We start from the raw sequence: 20,452 nt of genomic DNA, 5'->3' as shown, positions 1-20,452 counted from the left end.
ACGAAAGACTCATCGAGTGGAATACTCTTATCCTTCAGTTGAAATGATGAATTGATTACTCGAATCTTGTAAACTCTGTGCGACATTTTCAAGTTGACCTATACTGCTTGAAAATTCTTCCATCGTAGCTAAAATTTCTTCTCCATTTGCGGATGCTTCTTGGGTACCGGCCGAATTTTCTTGAGCAGAGGCGGCAATGTTTTCCAACGAAGAAACCACTTCGTCTTTTTTCTCCCCGATCTTGTTTGTGGCTGCAGTGATCTCGATAATACTTTCTACGAGTTTCTCTACTTGATCTGAAACTTTAGAAGAAGCTTGAATGGCTCCCAATATCGTGTGTGTTTGCTTCGAACTTTCCTGTTGAGTATCTTCTAACGTCTCTACCATTGTAGAAGAATTTTTCTGAACGGTCCGAATGATTCCTTGGATAGATTTTGTAGATTCAGCACTTTTTTCAGCTAGTTTTCGAATTTCTTCCGCGACGACCGCAAATCCACGCCCGGCTTCTCCAGCTCTGGCTGCTTCGATCGATGCATTCAAAGCCAATAAATTGGTTTGAGAAGATATGCCCGTGATCAACTGTAAAATCGACTCAATACTTTGAATATTTTCATCTACCGCTTCTATTTTCACTTTCAAATTATCCAAGGTACCCATAGTGTTATCCCAGTTGGTAGAAACTTGACCCATCGAGTTGCTGTTTTCACCATTCAGTACGATTGTTTCATCGGCTAATGTGCCCATGCGATGGACGCCAGAATCGATATATGTCAATTCTTCTGCTAACTCATTCATTTTGATCAAAGTCTGCTCGGTATCTTGCGTTTGAGCTCCCGTAGCTTGTGCAATTTCGGTGATGGTTTCTGAAACTTCTTCCGTGGCCGCTGTTGTTTGTTTAGAAATTTCCGCCATCGAACCAGTCATGCTATACACTTCATCACTATTGGATTTAATATAATTGACCATTTCTTTGAATGTTTCAATCGTCATATTAAATTGGAAGGCGATTTGTTCGATTTCATTCCCGTCTCCCAAAGGCACTGCATCTTCAGCGATTTTTTTGCGGGACCATTTTTTAAATAGCGTCAGATCTTTTTGTTTGATTTGAGTAGTCAAATCACCCATTTGAACTTGCATAAAGTATTTTTGGAATGTCTTGGTGATATTGGTCAATATCGAATTGATAAACACAGCCAATCCAATTGCCAATATGGCACCCAATCCAATTGCCAATATAAATAAGCGATTCATCGCACTGGATTCAGTAGCCATCTCATCTTCTGAAACCATTCCATAAACGATCAATCCTAAGTCATCCATTTGCTCGTAATAAATACCAAAAGCTTCTTCATTCATCGTATCGCTATACACAAAACCACTCTGTTCGGTTGCTTGGTTAAATAAATCTGTTTCCGAAAAATCTTGTTGCACAAAATCTTTGTTTTGAGAAATCTGTACCGTCCCATCTTGAGAAAGGACACTGATCGTTCCAGTGTTGGCAATTTCTGTTTTGAATACTTCTGTTTCAATTTGTGAAAAGTCCACGTCCATTGCTAGAATCCCTACGACTTCTCCACTGAGCATGATTGCTTTTGATACAGTCATCAACGATTTGTTTAATTCTTCATTTCGTTCCGGCGTATCCCAGTAAAATTCTCCTTGGCGAGCCAAAGCTCCTTGGTACCAGCGGCGACTTGTTGGATCATAGTTAGCTGCTAAATCAGTTTGGGTCGTCACAAATTCTCCTTCTGTTGGAACGAAAGTGGAATTATAGATGTAATGGTTGCTTGCATTCACATAGTCAAATGTGTTTTGAACCGAAGCACGTTGCGTAGGCTCATTGGCAAAATTAAGCAACCGGGGATCGACACTCAAACGACTCATTGCACTCTGAGTAGAATCAGTGGCATTTTGGATTTGGTTGACTAAGTTGCTCGTGATTTGTCTTTCTTGCTCTTCGATCCTTTCTGTAATAATGTTGGTTGTTTGAAACATATTAAAGATAAGGACGATCAATAGCGGTGTTAAAATGGCAGCTGTCAGCATCGGAACGATATAGTGACTCACTTTTTTCTGTTGCGAACGATTCTTCCATCTCTCTCTCATATTTGGAATAGAAAAGAATCCCACAAATTTACTTAAACTATGTATACCTTTTTTTGATAGTGTACGCTCTTTCATTTTCTCCCTCTTTTCACAATCTGCTTTCTGTACATTCTTTTTCTTTATCGGAATAGTAGCCAATTTATTAAGTTTTTTAACCTATTTTTTTGAAATAAAAGAAAAACTGTTACATTTTGGACAAATTCGACCCAATGAGAAAAATTTTGTGTTCACAATATAGAAAAACAGTGAAGAATAAACGTTCTTATTCTTCACTGCATCATCTTATTTCATTTCCAATTGACGGTTATTTTGCTAATTTAAAGTGTGCTGCAGACTCTTTCAATTGTTCCGCTATTTCTTCCAATTGCGAAATGTTCGAGGAGAATTCCTCCATTGTTGCTAAAATTTCTTCTGCATTGGCAGACACTTCTTCCGTTCCAGCAGAGTTTTCTTCTGCAGAAGCCGCAATGTTTTCTAAAGAAGAAACGACATTATCTTTGTTGCGATCGATTTCTTGACTTACTTTTGAAGCCATTACGATCGTGTCGACCAATTGTTCAACCTGATCGACCACTTCTTCATTGGAATCGATGGCTTGACGAATCATTTCCGTCTGCTTCTCACTGCCCGTTGAGGCTGTATTTAATGTAGACACCATTGCCGTTGATTTTCCTTGAATCGCTTGGATGATCCCCGTGATATTTTGAGATGAGACATTGCTTTGTTCAGCAAGTTTCCGGATCTCTTCAGCAACCACTGAGAATCCTCTTCCAGCTTCACCCGCACGGGCTGCTTCGATCGACGCATTCAATGCCAGCAAGTTGGTTTGTTCAGAAATGCTTTTAATAACTTGCGTGATCCCTTCGATGCTCTGGATATCTGTATCCACTTGTTGGATATTCTCTTTCAAATCTCCCAGAATACTATTGGTTTCCTTCCAGTTTTGATTGACCTCCTGCATCGAAGCATTATTATTTCCACTCGCCACGATCGTTTTATCAGCCATCGTGCCCATTTTCTCCATATTGTTTTCAATAGCTGTAATAGACCCAGCCAGGTGGTTCATCAGACTCAACGTTTTCTCTGTGTCTTGTGTCTGTGTTCCAGTACTTTGAGCGATTTCCGTAATCGTTTCAGATACTTCCTCCGTTGCGGAACTTGTCTGATTACCGATCTCATTCAACGTTTTGGCCATATCTAAAATCGTCCCACTGTTTCCTTGGATCATGGATACGGTACCGTAGAAACTATCCATCGTATCATTGAACCCAGCAGCAATTTGGTGGAATTCATCCCCATTTGGATCCACTTCTTTTTCTTTGTAATCTCGATCTCCAATCTGTTTAGTTAAACGAGTCAAATCGTTCCCAGTCAATCGAACAGATAGATCGCCTTGTTTTGCTTTTTCTAAGGCATTTTTAATTGCACTCGTGATGTTCGTTAAATACTGCGTTAGGAAATAGGCAGCTACAACAGCTAATAACAATGAAACCACTAGAACACCTAAAGCGATCGTTAAGAATGAAAGGATTTCTCCTCGCATCTCTGTCTCAGCAACTGTTCCATAGACAGTAAAACCTAAAGCGGGCACCGTTTCATAATAATCTGCAAAACCGCCATGATCATCAGCATTGTTCAAATACCCTGCTGCATCAGCCGTTTCTGTAAAGATAGCTTCCCCACTGACATCTTCACCGATCCATTCAGTATCTTTTGACATTTGAACAAACCCATCTTCAGAAATAACATAGACTTCTCCAGTATTCCCAAAATCAACTTTAGCAACTTCTGCTGAAATCGTTCCCAAACTGATATCCAACCCAACCACGCCTGCCGTTCCAATAGCTTGCGAAGCCGTTACTGTTACACTGCCTGTTCCGGCATCCATATAAGGCAAGGACCAAAAGGTTGACCCCTTCTCTTCCATCGCTCCGATATACCAGTCACGGCTTGTTCCATCATAGTCGTCCTCTATGCCTTCTGTACTTCCTACCATCCCAGTTTCTGGCGCATAATAGTATGTATATAAAAACTGTGGATTACTATCCCTCACTAAATCCAGTTTGTCATCTAACGCATCAAGCGTTTCGCCCGCATTTGCATCGAGTGTGCTCTCATCCTCTGCGATCACCGTTACAGTTTGCTCAGTTGTTTGTACCATTTCATTTAACAACGTCACTACTTGTGAAGTAGCTTCTTTCTGACGGGTGATGACCCTGTTTTCGAGTAAGTTCATCGTCTCGCGATAGGATAATAGCAATCCTAAAATAACCGGTATCATAGCTAACCCGATCAATAATGGAAATAGACGATTCCGTATCGATTTTTTCTTTCCTTTATTCTCTTTCTTGCGTTTTTGTAGTGGCATTCTTTTCATCCCTTCTATTTTCTATTCCTCTTCAGTCTATCGGAATAAATACTCAGTAATTAAGAGAAAGATCAATAAATCAAAAGAGTGTTTTTTTTTATTTACAACTTCAATACAAAATATAATATAAAATACAATTAGAAATTTTAAAAAAAGATTGGGATTATTATCCCAACCTCCATTTACAAAACTATTCAATTATAACTTTCGCGGACAATTTCAGCTGGCTTATTTCTCCACTCATTCGGATTATGACGCCAATCCTCAAGATACTGTCTATCTTCAGATTTGATGATCCCTTTTTTAGTCGCCTCTTTCATTAAAGCAGAGTAATTTGATAAGGTATGAATATTAATTCCGACACTTTCAAAGTTATTTACGGATGCATCTAGTTGATAGGTGAAAATAGCTGCACATCCAAGTATTTCTCCGCCTAACTGTTGTACTGCACATGCAGCTTCAATAACACTCCCACCAGTCGAAATCAAATCTTCTATGCAAACTACTTTTTGTCCTTTTTTTAATCGTCCTTCAATCTGATTTTGCTTTCCGTGCCCTTTCGCCTTTCCACGAATATAGATCATCGGAAGATTCATTTCATCAGCTACCCATGCAGCATGAGGTATTCCTGCTGTTGCTGTTCCTGCAATAACTTCCACATCAGGATAATGTTTTCGAATTAATTTTGCTAGTCCATAAGCAACTTTTTTGCGTAATTCAGGATAACTCATAATGACCCGATTATCACAATAAATAGGGCTTTTAATACCACTTGACCAAGTGTAGGGTTCTTTCGGATTCAATGTAACTGCTTTGCAATCCAATAATAATTCAGCAAAAATTTCTGTTTGATTCATATCAATTAACCTCTTCCCATTGTTTTTTGATTGAACGATAAGTAGCCACCGAATCCATTACCTGTGTTATAGGCCGCCCAACTACGATACAGGAGGCCCCCAGTTCACGTGCCATTCTCGGTGTGGCCACTCGTTTCTGATCATCCGCTTCAAAATCTTTTGGACGAATCCCAGGTATTACACATATAAATTTTGAATCTGTTACCTCATGAATGCCTTCAGCTTCCCATGCAGAACATACCACACCATCTAATCCCGCCTCATTAGCCAATTTAGCATATCTTAGAACACTCTCTTCTAAAGTTCCTGAAACAAACTGCTCACTTTTCATTTGAGCTTCGGTTGTGGAGGTCAATTGTGTTACAGCAATCAACAACTGCCGCTGAGCGCCTTCTTTCGTTCCATCTTCTAATCCTTTTTTGGCTGCAATCATCATTTCTTTGCCACCTGAGGCATGCACATTGATCATATCTATTTCTAGTGATGCTAAATTTTTCATAGCTCTATAAACTGTATTAGGAATATCATGTAGCTTTAAATCTAAAAAAATCTGGTGTCCTTTTTCTTTTAAAATGCGAATGAAATCTTTTCCTTCTGCATAAAAAAGTTCCATCCCGACCTTCAAATACATTGATTCATCATCGAATTTTTCAATAAGCGTCATGGCTTCTTTTTTTGATGAAAAATCTAAGGCTATCATTATTTCATTCATTCTATTATCCTCCCTATCTTTCTTCTAGTCTATTTTCCTTTTTATCATTCCATAAAAAAAACCTTTCATCCTAAAAATAGGCATAAAAGGCTAAGGAAAGCTTATATTGCTCCGCACTTCCTTCCAGCCTCACGGGACTCAATTAAGGAAATCATTTTGTTCACTGTTGTTAATCCTATACATATCTTTAGAAATTGTCAACGAAAAAATAATGCTTGCCATCTTAAAAAAAACTCGATATACTTTTAGAGATTTAAAATTAAGGTTGTCTGTGAGCAACCATTTTAAGGAGAGATGTTCTATGTCAAGCACTACTAGCACCAGTCTGTCTAATAACAAAGCCAAAGCCCTCTTTGCGGCCCTGTCCGGATCAGGTATGGACGATATGAATGTCATGTTTTTGTCATTCGCCTTATCTTCTATTATCACTGACCTTGGAATTACAGGTGCCCAAGGAGGCTTTATTTCTACTATCACTAATCTTGGTATGTTATTAGGCGGCCTGACTTTCGGAGTACTGGCCGATCGTAACGGAAATCTTAGGCTCTTCAAATGGTCTATTATTATATTTTCACTTGCTACTGCTGGTCTCTTTTTTATCGAGTCCTTCTTCTGGATTTGCGTTCTCCGTTTTATTGCCGGAATAGGAGCCGGTGGAGAGTATGGGATAGCAATGAGCATTATTGCTAAAGTTTCTCCTCCTGAAAAATTGGGTCAGCTGTCTTCCTGGAATGGTGTTGCAGGGCAACTGGGTGCCATAACGGCAGCCTTGTTAGCCGGCATGATGATACCACTTCTTGGTTGGAGAGCTTTATTCCTGTTTGGACTCATTCCGCTCGGACTAGTTATTTGGTTACATCTATCGATTGACGAAGATTTTGAACTGATGGCTTCTCCTGAAGAAATCAACAAAGAAAAACCTTCTTTAAAGGAATTGTTCCGAACAAGAGAATTAACTCGCACTACTCTTTCATTAATGTTGATGGCTACCATTCAAATTGCAGGATATTTTGGTTTGATGAATTGGCTTCCTTCCATCATGCAAGAACGAATTGGACTTACTGTCACTGGTTCATCTCTCTGGATGATCGTAACAATTATCGGAATGTCATTGGGCATGTTGACATTTGGTCGGTTATTAGATAAATTCGGGCCACGCAATGTATTTGCAGTCTTTCTACTCGCTTCTGCAACTTCCGTATTCCTACTTGTTTTTACTAGTTCACAATGGACTTTGTTATTCGGTGGAGCATTTGTTGGATTCTTTGTAAATGGGATGTTCCCAGGTTATGGGGCAATCGTCAGTATACTTTATCCAAGTCGAATCCATTCTATTGCTAATAATGCGGTTCTGAATGTAGGCCGAGCGATTGGAGGATTCTCTTCATTAGCAATAGGCTTTCTAATGGATTACTCCAATTTGTTTACTGTCGTGGGCTTCTTGTCTGTTCTTTATCTAGTAAGTTTTATGTCTATGTTAACAATTCCTGGATTAAAAATCGAAGCATATATGAATACACGTGCGAAAGCACAAAAAGTAAATCGAATATATTAGCGCTAAAAAATAGTCATTAGAAGAAAGCACGCTCTCACATTAGTCTGTATTTTGCCTACTAATGTGAAGAGCGTGCTTTTTTCACTATATTTAATTGATTCGTGGACCCAATTTTTTATAAGACAATTCTTTTTACTTTTAGGTTCCTGGAATAAATAGTTACTCTGCTAATTTAAAATGGGCAGAAGATTCTTTTAATTGTTCAGCAATTTCTTCTAGTTGTGAAATGTTAGATGAAAATTCTTCCATCGTTGCCAAAATTTCTTCTGCATTAGCAGACACTTCTTCTGTTCCGGCAGAATTTTCTTCTGCAGAAGCCGCAATATTTTCTAAAGAAGAGACAACTTTATCTTTGTTTTCATTAATTTCTTGACTGACTTGTGAAGCCAAGACAATAGTTTCAACCAATTTTTCAACTTGATCGACTACTTCTCCATTTGCATCGATTGCCTGTTTGATCATTTTTGTTTGTTTTTCACTACCTGTCGAAGCTGTATTTAACGTTGACACCATCGCCGTTGATTTCCCTTGGATCGCTTGGATGATCCCCGTGATATTTTGGGATGAGACATTGCTTTGTTCAGCAAGTTTCCGGATCTCTTCAGCAACCACTGAGAATCCTCTTCCAGCTTCACCCGCACGGGCTGCTTCGATCGACGCATTTAACGCGAGTAAATTCGTTTGTTCTGAAATACTTTGAATGACTTGGGTGATCCCTTCAATACTTTGGATATCTGTATCCACTTCTTGGATATTATTTTTTAAATCTCCCAAAATACTATTGGTTTCATTCCAGTTTTGACTGACTTCTTGCATAGAAGCATTATTGTTGCCACTAGCCACGATTGTTTTATCAGCCATCGCGCCCATTTTATCCATTTTGGTTTCCACTTCTCCTATAGAAGAGGCTAAACCAGTCATTAAACTCAATGTTTGTTCTGTATCTTGCGTTTGAGTTCCGGTGGCCTGGGCAATTTCTGTAATTGTTTCGGAAACACCTTCTGTAGCGGAACTCGTTTGATTTCCAATTTCATTCAAGGTTTTAGACATATTCAAAATCATCTGACTATTCCCTTGAATCATCGCCACTGTTCCATAAAATGTATCCATCGTATCATTGAAAGCTAAAGCGATCTGATGAAATTCATCTCCATTAGACTCTAACTCTTTTTCTTTGTAATTTCTTTTGCCAACATTTTTGTTGGACTGGTTTAAATCATTCCCAGTCAAGCGTACATATAAGTCCCCTTGTTTTGCTCTTTCAAGTGCTTGTTTGATCCCTTCAGCTATATTCGTTAAGTATTTTGTTAAGAAGTATGCGGTCACACTAGCTAAAATAAGTGAAAGCACGAGCACAATAACGGCAATTCTTAAAAATGATACGATTTCATCTGTCATTTCATTTTCAGCCACTGTTCCGTACACTGTAAATCCTAAGCTAGGCACCGTTTCATAATAATCAGCAAAACCACCATGTTCGTCTCCATTATTCAGATAGCCCGCCGTCTCTGTCACGTCAGTAAATATACCTTCTTCTGCTACATCAGTCCCTATCCAGTCGGTATCTTTAGACATTTGAACATACCCATCTTGAGAAATGACATAAACTTCGCCAGTATTCCCAAAGGATACTTCAGCAACGTCGTCTGAGATTGTCTGAAAACTGATATCTGCCCCTATGACTCCTGCATCACCAACAGCTTGCGCAACCGTAACTGCACTTGCTCCTGTAACAACATCAGCATACGGTGAAGTCCAAAAAGTTGATCCTTCTTCTGCCATCGCTCCCTGGTACCATTCTCTTGTTGTGGCATCAAAGTCATCTGGTACACCTTGAACGCTGCCTACTAGTCCTGTTTCTGGAGCGTAATAATAAATATCCAGCAATTGTGGATTACTATCTTTTAACAAATTGCTTTTATTCGTTAATAATCCTTGATTAGTGACATCGTCAACTTGTAAAACAGTTTCATCTTCTGCTAAAACAGAAATAGCCAGTTCTGCTGTATCCACCATCGTTGTCATCATCTTCGCCACATCAGCCGTCGCTTCTTGCTGACGTAGAATAACTCTGTTTTCCAACAATTCCATTGTTTCTCTATAAGACAAAAATAGAGCGATCATAACGGGGACCATTGCTAAACCGATGAACATCGGAAACAATTTGGTCCGTATCGATTTATTCTTTTGAGATTTTCCTAACTTTCGTTTACGTAACTTCATATTTTCAACCCTCTCTTATTCAACTCATCTTTTATCTATCGGAATAAAAAAGGACGACTTAAGTAAAAAATAAAAAAAAGCTGAAATTTTCCAACTTTTTTATTTGTGCTATTCAATTAGTATCTGCTTATTACTTTGTTGATTTAAACTTAGCAGAAGTTATTTTTACTAGTTCACCATGACAATTGATCGGCTTTCTGATCGTGTTGAATCATTCTCACCCTTATTGGCTCTTTCTTCATCTCCTTGAGGACTCCCCCCCTCGGTTTCCACCGATTTAGTCGATCCTTAGAAAAAAGTCGGCGATTTCTTGTCTTCTTGCCGACTGGAAACTATTCTGACTTGATCAATGGATAGACAAACACTTCAATACCGTACAAGGCTGGTTGCTATAGGTATTCAATAGAACTCGATCGATAGTCCTGTCCAGTTCATCCTGTATTTTTCGAATATCAATATTCTGGAGTTCTTCTTCTTTGATGGAAAGTGCAAGTTTTCTCTTTTTCAACTCGCGGATACTATGTGAGTCCTCCAGAGTATCCTCTCGCTCGATCAATACCAACTTCCTATGAGAATTGATGGCTTCAGCAATGGTTCCCCAGCCAGCTTTGGCGATCACCATTTCGCTGGCGGCAATGTAATTTTGGGTGTCGATTATGTTGGCTGGCAAAGCGACCTTTCTTCCACTTCCCGTCACTTCGATTCCGCTCGTATAAAAAACAGTTCCATCATAATCTTGAATAGTAATCTTTTCAATATCGACTGATTTCCCCGCTGTGATCATGATAGCGGATCCATATTTCTCTTTTATTTCGCTTACACGTTGCCGACTGACTTTTCTTGAGACGAAATTCAAGCGATCCACCTTAGTGGTTTCATGCTCCATTGGAACACTCAATTCATATTCCACAAATCGATTAAAATGAGCATACGCATCCTTAAACCTCCTCACAATGCTCGGATCCATATGTAAATTTTCGTATTGTTCGACCCAAGTAAAATTGGACAAACCTACAGAGCGAACGCCCAAACGATCCGCAACCAGCGCACCGATCGGGCTAATGTCACATACTATCCAATCGATGGTCTTTCCTTTCAACAAGTCTGCTTCTGTTTCAATGATTTCATCCCATTTTTCGGTAAATTCAGTAACTTCTTTTTCGGTTTTTTCCTTATCGATTTTTAGGCTGTTTCGATGGGTGATCAATCCCACATCCGTTTGCAAGTCATGAAACTGGACCCTCTCAGCATAACTCGATAAATAAGAGTACCCAAATGCATTCTGGGATTCCCCTCCGTTTATGTAAAGATTATAATCGGTCGTTTCAAGAATCTCCTCCATAATCGCTAAGCACCGTGTCATATGTCCGAATCCATGGGACGATATGTAAAATACGATCCATTTTCTATTCATTTGGTTTCCTCCTATAGAAGCATTTATCCTGTCACTATTTTTTTAAAGTTTCCCGCTTCCTTGGACTCGGGCACCACCTTTTTTCCTTTTTTCATTCCAATCAGGTCAACTTTTTCTAGCAGATCTACCTGATATGTTCTTTTTCATCCACTCTCTTCTGATTTTTGTATTCTCTCTTTTCATAATACTATAAATACATTATTCAAATCAAAAAGGAACCAGACTAATCTGGTTCCTTTTTGGGGAACAAGCACTGAATAGGTGGCGTTGAATTTCAATCGCTCTTAAGTCTACCGTATTCATTGTTCGTATATCAAGAAACAGCCTGCAATAAGCGGTATGCTTCTTCCTTCGTTTCTGATTTCATCAAGTCATTTCTAAATTGATCATCCATCAATTTCCTTGAAAGCATTTGTAGGATTTTCAAATGGGCATTATCCTTGTTGTCTTCTGGAACAGCGATCATAAAGATCAGTTTTGCATCTGTTCCATCGAGGCTATCCCAGTCCACGCCATCATTCTTACGACCAAATACTACACAGGGTTCCGTTACCGCAGATGATTTCCCGTGGGGAATGGCTATATTCATTCCAATACCCGTTGTACTTTCCCCTTCTCTTGCAAGAATTGCTTTTTTAAATTCTCGTTCGGAAGTGACACCACCATACCTGGCTAATTTTGCAATCAATTCATCCATGACATCTTCCTTAGTCGAACTTTTTAAATCCAATTCGATCAAATCTTTGGTCAAAATATCTGTCAGCTGATTGACAGGCTTTGCTACATTCGGTGCAGCAGTTGCTTCGGTTGGATCAGAAGTCGCTGTCGCTCTTTCTGAGGTTGGTACTACTGCTCCACCAGCCGTTGCAACGGCCATTTCCGGTTCTTCTATATTCTTTTTCAATAGTTTCAACATCAATACAGTGACTGCGACACCTACCAAAGTAGCTACAAAGAACATCAGGACATTGTCCACCGCTCCCAAAACTGCAACTATCGGACCTCCATGAGCTACTCGATCTCCGACATTTCCTATGGATGCCGTCACAGCTCCGGCAACAGATCCAATGACGATGCTTGGAATGACGCGAAGAGGGTCTTGTGTGGCAAAAGGAATAGCTCCTTCAGTTATTCCGAAAAGTCCCATAGTAAAACTGGCTTTTCCCGTTTCTCTTTCTCCAATTGTAAATTTGTCTTTTAAAAGGAAGGAAGCCAATCCAAGACCAAGTGGCGGCACACATATAGCCACTGCAATCGGTCCCATGATTTCATAGTTTCCTTCTGCTATCATTCCAGCTCCAAATAGAAAAGCCACTTTGTTGAATGGTCCACCCATGTCGACTGCAATCATCGCTCCGAGTATCATCGCGAGGACAATACTGCTTCCACCCTGCATACCTGCCAACCATTCAGTTAGGAAAAGGAAGAAGGTTGCTACAGGTTGTCCGATTACCAAGATAAACAAGAGTCCGACTGCTAGAGAGGAGAGAATAGGAATGAAAATAATCGGCATGACAGATCGCATCATTTGAGGAACCTTCACTTTTTTTAGCCATAAAGCGATATAACCAGCCAAGAAACCTGTGATGATCCCTCCGATAAATCCCGCTCCGGCTTCACTACCATAAAAACTTCCGTCTGCTGCTATTAACCCACCGATCATCCCTGGGACCAACCCTGGTCGGTCAGCGATACTGTAAGCAATAAAAGCGGAAAGTATGGGGATCATAAATGACATGGCGGCCCCACCGATTGCCAGGATGGATGACCAAATCGTTCCTTCAGGTACAACGATCCCCGCTGGTCCTGGTTCGCCACCAAGAGTCAAGGCAATCGCGATCAGCAAACCACCTACAACTACAAATGGTACCATATAGGATACGCCATTCATCAAGTGACGATATACTAAGTTACCAGAATCCTTGGATGATGATTTTTTAACTTGCTGCGCATCAGCCACATCTCCATAAACTTCTGCATCTCCGTCAATCACTCGCTGAATCAATTCCTCTGGATTGCGGATACCTTCCTGGACACCGACAACGACCAAAGGTTTACCGTTAAATCTTGATTTATCCAACACTGTATCCGAGGCGATAATGACACCGTCTGCTTGACTGATTTCTTCGTCTGTCAGCGCATTCTCTACACCAATGGATCCATGGGTTTCAACTTTAATATCCACCCCCATTTTATCTCCTGCTTTTTGCAAGTTTTCCGCAGCCATATAGGTATGTGCTATACCAACTGGACATGCCGTCAAAGCGACTATTTTTGTTTGCTTTTTATTTTCCATTGCGTTCCACTCCTTATCATTAATGTAAACACTTACATATAATAGCAAAGGACGAATTTGTTCAGCTTTATAGAAAAAATAAAATAGAAAAATACGGAATAAATGGCACTTCAAATAATAAATGCTACTTATGCAACAGGTATGTCGCCGTTCATGATTCTAAATTGGATTCCATCAGGTTATCATCATCATTATCTCAATTCCTATAAAAGTTATTACCCATTCCAATTCCGGTCTGGTCAATTTCCTCCAGCAGATCCACCTGATATTTTCCATCTTTGATTAGTTCATCAAAGACAGGTGTATTGATTACGATACTCTCTTTTCTCATGGCCTCTTCCTTTCTGTATTTGCTTGTATTCTCTACTTTCATGTTACTACAAATACATTTTCCAAACCAAAAAGAGTACTTGAGTTACTCCAGATACTCGGTTTTTCGCATTGCATATTTACTTCGATATCCGTTTAATAGTATGAGATCCAAACAAATTAAAAAGGAACCAGAATGATCTGGTTCCTTTTGGGGGGTGACTTTAATTAACAAACAATTATTGAATCTCTATTATTTCTAGATCTACCATTTTAGCCCAATCCTTCATTTGATCCACAGTTAAAGCTAGTGACATAACTGTATGGTGTCCACCGCCAGCTTGAATCCATTTTTCAATCCCATCTTTAAAGTTTGGATAAGGTTTCCAGATCACTCGTGCAACAGGTAAATGTGGAGCTTCTTCTGTTGGTGTTTCTGCTTCGACTTTATTGATCATTAGACGATAATGCGTGCCCAGATCCAACATGGATACGACAACACCTGTTCCAGCTTTGCCATCAAATACAAGACGCGCTGGATCCTCTTTCCCACCGATACCGAGTGGATTTACAATAACACGTGGCTTGGTATTAGCTAAAGTTGGATCAACTTCTAACATGTGCGATTGCACAATATATTCATTGTTTTCAGCTAAATTATACGTGTAGTCTTCCATGAATCCTGTATCAACATTATTAGACATGACTTTCATCAAACGATCTAGAGCAGCTGTTTTCCAATCTCCTTCACCAGCAAATCCGTAACCTTCCATGTTCAATCTTTGAACTGCCATACCCGGTAATTGTTTCATTCCGTGTAGATCTTCAAAGTTTGATGTGAAAGCCGTGTATCCTCCTTTTTCGAGGAAACGTCTCAAACCGATTTCGATTTTGATCTGTTCTTTCACATGTTCTTCATAAAAATCAGGATCATTATTTCCAAGTTCCATTTCATAGAGATTAGTACATTCATCATACGTTTCTTGAATTTCTTTGGTAGTTACTTGGTCCATCTCTTCTACTAAATCACCGATACCAAAGTAATCAACCGTCCAGCCGAATTGAATGGCTGCTTCAACCTTGTCTCCTTCGGTTACAGCAACATTACGCATATTATCACCAAAACGAGCAACTTTAATGTTTTGACTTTCAATAAAGCCGATTGCTGAATCCATCCAGTTTTTAATATCTTTTTGGACTACTTTATTCGACCAATGTCCTACAACGATTTTGTTGTTTTTCTTTAAACGAGTATTGATGAATCCATATTCTCTATCACCATGTGCACTTTGATTTAGGTTCATAAAGTCCATGTCGATCGTGCTCCACGGAATTTCTTTGTTAAATTGAGTTGCTAAATGCAATAACGGTTTTTGAAGAAGTTTTGTTCCGGGAATCCACATTTTTGCTGGAGAAAAAGTATGCATCCAAGTAATGACTCCTGCAACTTGATCTTGATAATTGACTTCTTTCATTATACTAGTTATTTCATCTGTCGTTGTCACCAATGCTTTGAACACTAACGAATAAGTAAAGTCTGCTTGTTCATTTAATTTTTCAACTAATTCTTCTGCATGAGATTTTACTTCTTGTAACGCTTCTTCCCCATACAAATGTTGACTTCCTACAACAAACCAAAATTCTTTTTTATCAGTTTTTAACATACGATCCACGTCCTTTGTTTTTATTTTTGACCATAATAAGCATTTTTACCATGTTTTCTTAAATAATGTTTATCCAATAAGTCCTGACTCATACTCACATCTTCACTTTTTGAAAGTTGCATCGTATGGTAAGTCATCTCTGCCACCGATTCTAAGACTACTGCGTTGTGAACTGCATTTTCAGGAGAGCTTCCCCAATTAAATGGACCATGGTCGTTGACTAGTACTCCAGGTACTTCATTAGGATCAATTCCTTTTTGTCCAAAAGTTTCAATTATTACCGTTCCTGTTTGTTTTTCATAATCAGAGACGATTTCATCTTTTCTCATTTCACGAGTCACAGGAATCGATCCATAGTAATAATCTCCTTGAGTCGTTCCCGCTGCTGGAATATTGATCCCCGCTTGGGCAAAAGAAACTGCCCAGGGAGAGTGAGTATGGACAACTCCTTTTATATCTTTGAAGGCCTTGTAGAGTTCCACGTGTGTGGCTGTATCACTTGACGGTTTTAGATCACCTTCTACCACGTCTCCGTTTAGGTCTACTACCACCATATCTTCCGGAGTAAGCTTATTGTATTCGACTCCGCTCGGTTTGATCACGACTAAATCTGATTCTCTATCTATCCCACTAACGTTTCCCCATGTGAAAGTAATCAAATCGTAATGAGGCAAGAGCATGTTTGCTTCGTAAACTTCTTTTTTTAATTGCTCTAGCATATTTTTCCCACCTTATTTCAAGTTTTCTATAGCTGCTCTTTCAACTGGTAACATTGCTTTGTACCGTTTCATGAATTGATCAAAATTTTCCATTCCTTCTTTAGAAGGATGAATACTACTCATATCTTCCTCAGCGAAAACTTCTTCAGTCAGGAATCCTTCTAGAGTAGGATATTCCTTGTTCTTTATTGCAAAAGCTGCAAGTACGGCCATTCCCCAAGGACCACCCTCACCAGCTGTCTTCATCACTGCTATCGGGGTGCGTGTAGCATCTGCCATCAATTGTTGTCCTACTACAGGTGTCTTGAAGAAACCACCATGACCAATCAGATAGTCCGATTCAACACTTTCTTTCACAATCAGAATATCCATTCCTATTTTCAAAGTGGCCAATGCAGAATAAATCTGTGTGCGCATAAAGTTTGCAATTGTCAAAGAGCTATCTGGCATTCTTATCACCAGTGGCCGTCCTTCTTCAAATCCCGTAATTGGTTCACCCGAGAAATAGTTGCAACTAACTAAGCCACCCAAATCATCGTCTGCTTCCATTGCCTTATTAAATAAGAAGGTAAATAGTTCGGAAGAATCTACTGGGTTTCCTAATCCTTCTGTGACTTCTTTAAATAAATTTGCCCAAGCATTGATGTCTGAAGTGAAATTGTTGCAATGAACCATAGCAACTGGTTTCCCAGTTGGTGTAGTAACCATGTCGATTTCTTCATAGTAGTCAGACAACGCTTTTTCCAAAACAACCATTGAAAAAATAGAAGTCCCAGCAGAAACATTCCCCGTTCTTTTAGCTACACTATTCGTAGCTACCATTCCGGTACCAGCATCTCCTTCAGGTGGAGCAAAGGGTATCCCGGGTTTTAAATCCCCTGATGGATCCAATAATAAAGCACCTTCGGCTGTTAATTTCCCCGCATCTTCTCCAGCAGATAATACTCGAGGCAAAATGGCTGATGCATTCAAACTACTATTTTCTTCTTTAATTAACGAAGAGAATACATCCAAATGATCTGCATGATAAGTTTCCTTTTCGCTGTCGATAGGGAACACTCCGGATGCTTCACCAATTCCAAGTACTTTATGATCTGTTAATTTCCAATGTACATATCCTGCCAAGGTAGTAATGAAGCTAATATCTTTTACATGCTGCTCCTTGTTTAATATAGCTTGATACAGATGAGATACACTCCATCTTTGAGGTATATTAAACGATAAAGCTTTAGTCAATTTTTCTGAAGCTTCTCGAGTTGTTGTGTTTCTCCATGTTCGAAATGGAACTAACTGATTTCCTTGTTGATCAAAGGGAAGATACCCATGCATCATGCCAGAAAATCCGATTGCATCTACACTTGTCAAAGTGGAACCATACTTATTTTGATAATTCTTTTTTAAATGACTGTAGGCTTTTTGTAGACCATCCCAAATCATCTCATTAGAGTATGTCCATACTCCATCTTCGAATTGATTTTCCCAATCATGCGAACCGCTGGAAATAGTTTCATAATTTCCATCTACAAGAACAGCTTTTATTCGAGTAGAACCGAATTCTATCCCTAAAAAGGTATTTTCAAGTATCTCTTTATTTTCTTTAGACAATTGATCCATCAAATTCCTCCTTTAATATAACGCTTTCATAAACAGAATACATTAAATGTACGTATAAGTCAACATCATTTGGACAAACATACGTACTAATTAAAAAAGAATGCAGAGTCATCAACAATAAGATGTCTCTACATTCTTTTTTATTTTTATCCTCATATTTTTCTAGTAGAATTACGTACAGTCAAATGGGGTTCAAATGTTATAGATTTCTTTTTGAATTCAGGATTCTCAATAGCTTGAATGATCCAATCTGCTGCAGCTTTTCCCAATTTTTCTTTTGGGTGTTGTACAGTTGTTAACTTAACTGAAGGTAGCGTTTGACTCAAATGCGAATCGTCATGGCTGACAACTGAAAAATCTTCCGGTACGCTTTTTCCTAACTTGTTGATCTCCTGAATCAAACTTATTGCAATTTCATCATTGTAACAAACAAAAGCACTAGGTGGCTGAGTCGTATTCAATAGAGATTTCAATTGAACAGTCACCTCATTTTTCGATTCCGTATCATAAGTAACTATATAGCCATCATTGAATGTAAGATTTGCATCATATAAAGCACTTATATATCCTTTTAGTCTGTTCTTCCCCTGCATATCATCCATTTTAGTTACCATAGCTATGTCCTTATGACCTAATTCGATCAAATGTTCTGTAGCGATTTTTCCTGCTTTCACATCATCTAAAGTAATTGCAGGAGCGCTCAGTTCTTCATAGGTTGCATGCAACATCACCATTGGGATATTTTTTTCCGCAATTTTCAAATAATAACTTAAATTAGGATTGAGCAGGTTGCTTTTTGTAGGCTCGACTATCAACCCTTCGACCTGTTGTTCTAACATTTTTTCTAAATTTTCTTTTTCATTTACGACGTTATTTTGTGTGCTCGCTAGCATCAGTGAATAACCTTTCTCACTCAATTCACTTTCGATCCCTCTAATGATAGATGGAAAAATATAGTCTGAGAGATAGGTAGTTATTACACCAATTGTTTTTGAATTTTCACTCTTATATGTTCTATCAGGGTTCCTTTTTTCATTAACAAAGGTTCCGGCTCCTTGCCTCTTTAACAAATAGCCATCATTTACCAATTCAGAAATAGCTTGTCTAATTGTATGGCGGCTTACCCCGTACTCTTCTTTAAGCTCCGACTCAGACGGTATTTTAGAATTCAAAGGAAAGGTACCGTCTGAGATTTTGCCTTTTAAGTCTTTTTTTATTTGTTTATACTTCGGTATACTTAACATAGGTATCCTCCTCAGTTAAATTATAGCCTAATTATCTAATTAATTCCTTATTAATCTGTTGTTATTATAAGAAAAAATCAACTTTCTCCAAATTAGGTTTTTTCCATTAGTTTATAGAATATTCAAAAAGGACCCTCAATGTTTTTTATCATTTTTTGATTGACAATACTAAACTTAAGCTTTTAATTTTCTTTTTCTATTCCATACATCAAATACTACTGCAAAAATCAAAATCAACCCTTTAATAGCACTTTGCCAGTCCACACCTACACCCATGATCGACATCCCATTATTAAGTAACCCCATAATCAAAGCTCCGATAATGGTTCCTAAAACTGTACCGATACCACCACTTGTAGAGGCTCCACCAATATATACCGCTGCTAGAGCATCTAATTCAAAGCCTTCACCTGCTTGGGGTGTACTAGCATTTAAACGGGATGCTAAAACGAGTCCGGCTAGGGCTGACATTACGCCCATATTTACAAAAATCCAAAACTCTAGCGATTTTGTATTTACACCCGATAGTTGGGCTGCTTTTCTATTTCCACCTGTAGCATAAATTCTTCTACCAATTGTTGTTTTCTTCGTAACAAAACTGAAGATCATAGTTAAAAATGCTAAAATGACCAATACAAATGGATAACCTCTATACTGGGCTAGAACCCATGTGACTCCCATGATCAGTGCGATCGTAAGAATCATCTTAGTAATGAACATACCCATCGATTCGACTTCATATAGATTTTTTTCTTTTGTTTTCCTTGAGCTGATCAACATAAAGATGGTTATAATGGTGATCACTGCCCCCAAAATGACGGACAATAAATGAAACCCTCCCGGATTTAATGAGGGGAAATACCCACTACTGATAAATTGAAATTCTTCTGGAAAAGGAGCTAAAGTTTTTCCTCCTAAAATAATTTGCGTTAATCCTCTAAACATCAACAAACCACCAAGAGTAACAACAAAGGAAGGAATTCCTAAATATGCGATCCAATAGCCGTTCCAAATACCGATAATGCCACCGATAATAAGGGCTAGCGGTATAACGATATAAGGATTCCAGTTCATATCGACCATTAATTTCCCTGCTACAGCCCCTACAAAAGCGACTACAGATCCAACGGATAAGTCAACATTTCCCAGTAAGACGACCAGCAACATCCCCAACGCTAGCACGAGAACATATGCATTCTGTAAAATTAAATTTGTAACGTTTAACGGTCTAAATATTATTCCACCCGTTAGATATTGAAATAATAGCAATAATGCTATAAATATAAATACCATACTATATTTGCTTAAAATATTTTTTAACATATCAGAAGCGATACGTTTATTTTTTGTTTGATTCTTCGTCATTTGCAT

General features: G+C 38.7%; 14 protein-coding genes. 1 reads left to right on the top strand and 13 read right to left on the bottom strand.

Going from position 1 to position 20,452, the window contains the following annotated elements; genetic code table 11:
- Positions 1-27: 27 nt before the first annotated feature.
- From H626_RS0106570 to pyrF, 4 genes are all read right to left on the bottom strand, one after another.
- Positions 28-2,181 (bottom strand): methyl-accepting chemotaxis protein, encoded by a 2,154-nt coding sequence (locus tag H626_RS0106570; protein WP_051237883.1) that lies wholly within the window; start codon positions 2,179-2,181, stop codon positions 28-30.
- A gap of 229 nt (positions 2,182-2,410) precedes the next feature.
- Positions 2,411-4,474, bottom strand: a complete 2,064-nt coding sequence (locus tag H626_RS0106565; RefSeq protein WP_035618836.1) for a methyl-accepting chemotaxis protein — start codon at positions 4,472-4,474, stop codon at positions 2,411-2,413.
- A 194-nt stretch (positions 4,475-4,668) separates the two neighbouring features.
- Complete coding sequence (gene pyrE, locus H626_RS0106560; RefSeq protein WP_027108640.1) at positions 4,669-5,331, bottom strand: orotate phosphoribosyltransferase; 663 nt, start codon at positions 5,329-5,331, stop codon at positions 4,669-4,671.
- Between the two features lies 1 nt (position 5,332).
- Entirely contained in the window at positions 5,333-6,043 is a 711-nt protein-coding gene (gene pyrF, locus H626_RS0106555; RefSeq protein WP_027108639.1) for an orotidine-5'-phosphate decarboxylase, read from the bottom strand.
- A gap of 301 nt (positions 6,044-6,344) precedes the next feature.
- Between pyrF and H626_RS0106550 the strand changes: the two genes are divergently transcribed.
- Positions 6,345-7,598: an MFS transporter gene (locus H626_RS0106550; protein WP_051237882.1), complete on the top strand. Its 1,254-nt coding sequence runs from the start codon at positions 6,345-6,347 to the stop codon at positions 7,596-7,598.
- 159 nt (positions 7,599-7,757) lie between these two features.
- Here the strand turns inward: H626_RS0106550 and H626_RS0106545 are convergent, their stop codons facing one another.
- From H626_RS0106545 to mmsB, 9 genes are all read right to left on the bottom strand, one after another.
- Positions 7,758-9,821: a methyl-accepting chemotaxis protein gene (locus H626_RS0106545; protein ID WP_027108637.1), complete on the bottom strand. Its 2,064-nt coding sequence runs from the start codon at positions 9,819-9,821 to the stop codon at positions 7,758-7,760.
- A 346-nt stretch (positions 9,822-10,167) separates the two neighbouring features.
- The gene (locus tag H626_RS0106540; protein ID WP_027108636.1) at positions 10,168-11,235 is read right to left on the bottom strand and encodes a glycosyltransferase; all 1,068 of its coding nucleotides are present in this window, start codon (positions 11,233-11,235) and stop codon (positions 10,168-10,170) included.
- 313 nt (positions 11,236-11,548) lie between these two features.
- Positions 11,549-13,531 carry a PTS fructose transporter subunit IIABC gene (locus tag H626_RS0106535; RefSeq protein ID WP_027108635.1) on the bottom strand — a complete coding sequence of 661 codons (1,983 nt, stop codon included), beginning with the start codon at positions 13,529-13,531 and terminating at the stop codon, positions 11,549-11,551.
- 196 nt (positions 13,532-13,727) lie between these two features.
- A complete protein-coding gene (locus H626_RS11705) occupies positions 13,728-13,862 on the bottom strand; it encodes a hypothetical protein (protein ID WP_281170661.1) in 135 nt (44 codons plus the stop codon).
- Between the two features lie 217 nt (positions 13,863-14,079).
- Positions 14,080-15,504, bottom strand: a complete 1,425-nt coding sequence (araA, locus tag H626_RS0106525) for an L-arabinose isomerase (RefSeq protein ID WP_027108634.1) — start codon at positions 15,502-15,504, stop codon at positions 14,080-14,082.
- Positions 15,505-15,524: 20 nt separating this feature from the next.
- On the bottom strand, positions 15,525-16,223 hold the full coding sequence (locus H626_RS0106520) for an L-ribulose-5-phosphate 4-epimerase (RefSeq protein ID WP_027108633.1): 699 nt from the start codon (positions 16,221-16,223) through the stop codon (positions 15,525-15,527).
- 12 nt (positions 16,224-16,235) lie between these two features.
- Positions 16,236-17,837 carry a xylulokinase gene (locus tag H626_RS0106515; protein WP_027108632.1) on the bottom strand — a complete coding sequence of 534 codons (1,602 nt, stop codon included), beginning with the start codon at positions 17,835-17,837 and terminating at the stop codon, positions 16,236-16,238.
- Between the two features lie 152 nt (positions 17,838-17,989).
- Complete coding sequence (locus H626_RS0106510) at positions 17,990-19,081, bottom strand: GntR family transcriptional regulator (protein WP_027108631.1); 1,092 nt, start codon at positions 19,079-19,081, stop codon at positions 17,990-17,992.
- A gap of 174 nt (positions 19,082-19,255) precedes the next feature.
- Positions 19,256-20,452 (bottom strand): multiple monosaccharide ABC transporter permease, encoded by a 1,197-nt coding sequence (gene mmsB / locus H626_RS0106505; protein ID WP_027108630.1) that lies wholly within the window; start codon positions 20,450-20,452, stop codon positions 19,256-19,258.

It is taken from the genome of Lacticigenium naphthae DSM 19658 (genome assembly GCF_000425865.1).
Classification (GTDB): Bacteria; Bacillota; Bacilli; order Lactobacillales; family Carnobacteriaceae_A; genus Lacticigenium; species Lacticigenium naphthae.
This window is presented reverse-complemented; position numbering and strand designations above follow the sequence as displayed.

Bases quoted from the DNA above. Each gene is read 5' to 3' on its own strand.
- mmsB (WP_027108630.1), bottom strand. From the start codon at position 20,452: ATGCAAATGACGAAGAATCAAACAAAAAATAAACGTATCGCTTCTGAT.
- H626_RS0106515 (WP_027108632.1), bottom strand. From the start codon at position 17,837: ATGGATCAATTGTCTAAAGAAAATAAAGAGATACTTGAAAATACCTTT.
- pyrE (WP_027108640.1), bottom strand. From the start codon at position 5,331: ATGAATCAAACAGAAATTTTTGCTGAATTATTATTGGATTGCAAAGCA.
- H626_RS0106535 (WP_027108635.1), bottom strand. From the start codon at position 13,531: ATGGAAAATAAAAAGCAAACAAAAATAGTCGCTTTGACGGCATGTCCA.
- H626_RS0106570 (WP_051237883.1), bottom strand. From the start codon at position 2,181: ATGAAAGAGCGTACACTATCAAAAAAAGGTATACATAGTTTAAGTAAA.
- H626_RS0106540 (WP_027108636.1), bottom strand. From the start codon at position 11,235: ATGAATAGAAAATGGATCGTATTTTACATATCGTCCCATGGATTCGGA.
- pyrF (WP_027108639.1), bottom strand. From the start codon at position 6,043: ATGAATGAAATAATGATAGCCTTAGATTTTTCATCAAAAAAAGAAGCC.
- H626_RS11705 (WP_281170661.1), bottom strand. From the start codon at position 13,862: ATGAGAAAAGAGAGTATCGTAATCAATACACCTGTCTTTGATGAACTA.
- H626_RS0106545 (WP_027108637.1), bottom strand. From the start codon at position 9,821: ATGAAGTTACGTAAACGAAAGTTAGGAAAATCTCAAAAGAATAAATCG.
- H626_RS0106510 (WP_027108631.1), bottom strand. From the start codon at position 19,081: ATGTTAAGTATACCGAAGTATAAACAAATAAAAAAAGACTTAAAAGGC.
- H626_RS0106550 (WP_051237882.1), top strand. From the start codon at position 6,345: ATGTCAAGCACTACTAGCACCAGTCTGTCTAATAACAAAGCCAAAGCC.
- H626_RS0106520 (WP_027108633.1), bottom strand. From the start codon at position 16,223: ATGCTAGAGCAATTAAAAAAAGAAGTTTACGAAGCAAACATGCTCTTG.
- araA (WP_027108634.1), bottom strand. From the start codon at position 15,504: ATGTTAAAAACTGATAAAAAAGAATTTTGGTTTGTTGTAGGAAGTCAA.
- H626_RS0106565 (WP_035618836.1), bottom strand. From the start codon at position 4,474: ATGCCACTACAAAAACGCAAGAAAGAGAATAAAGGAAAGAAAAAATCG.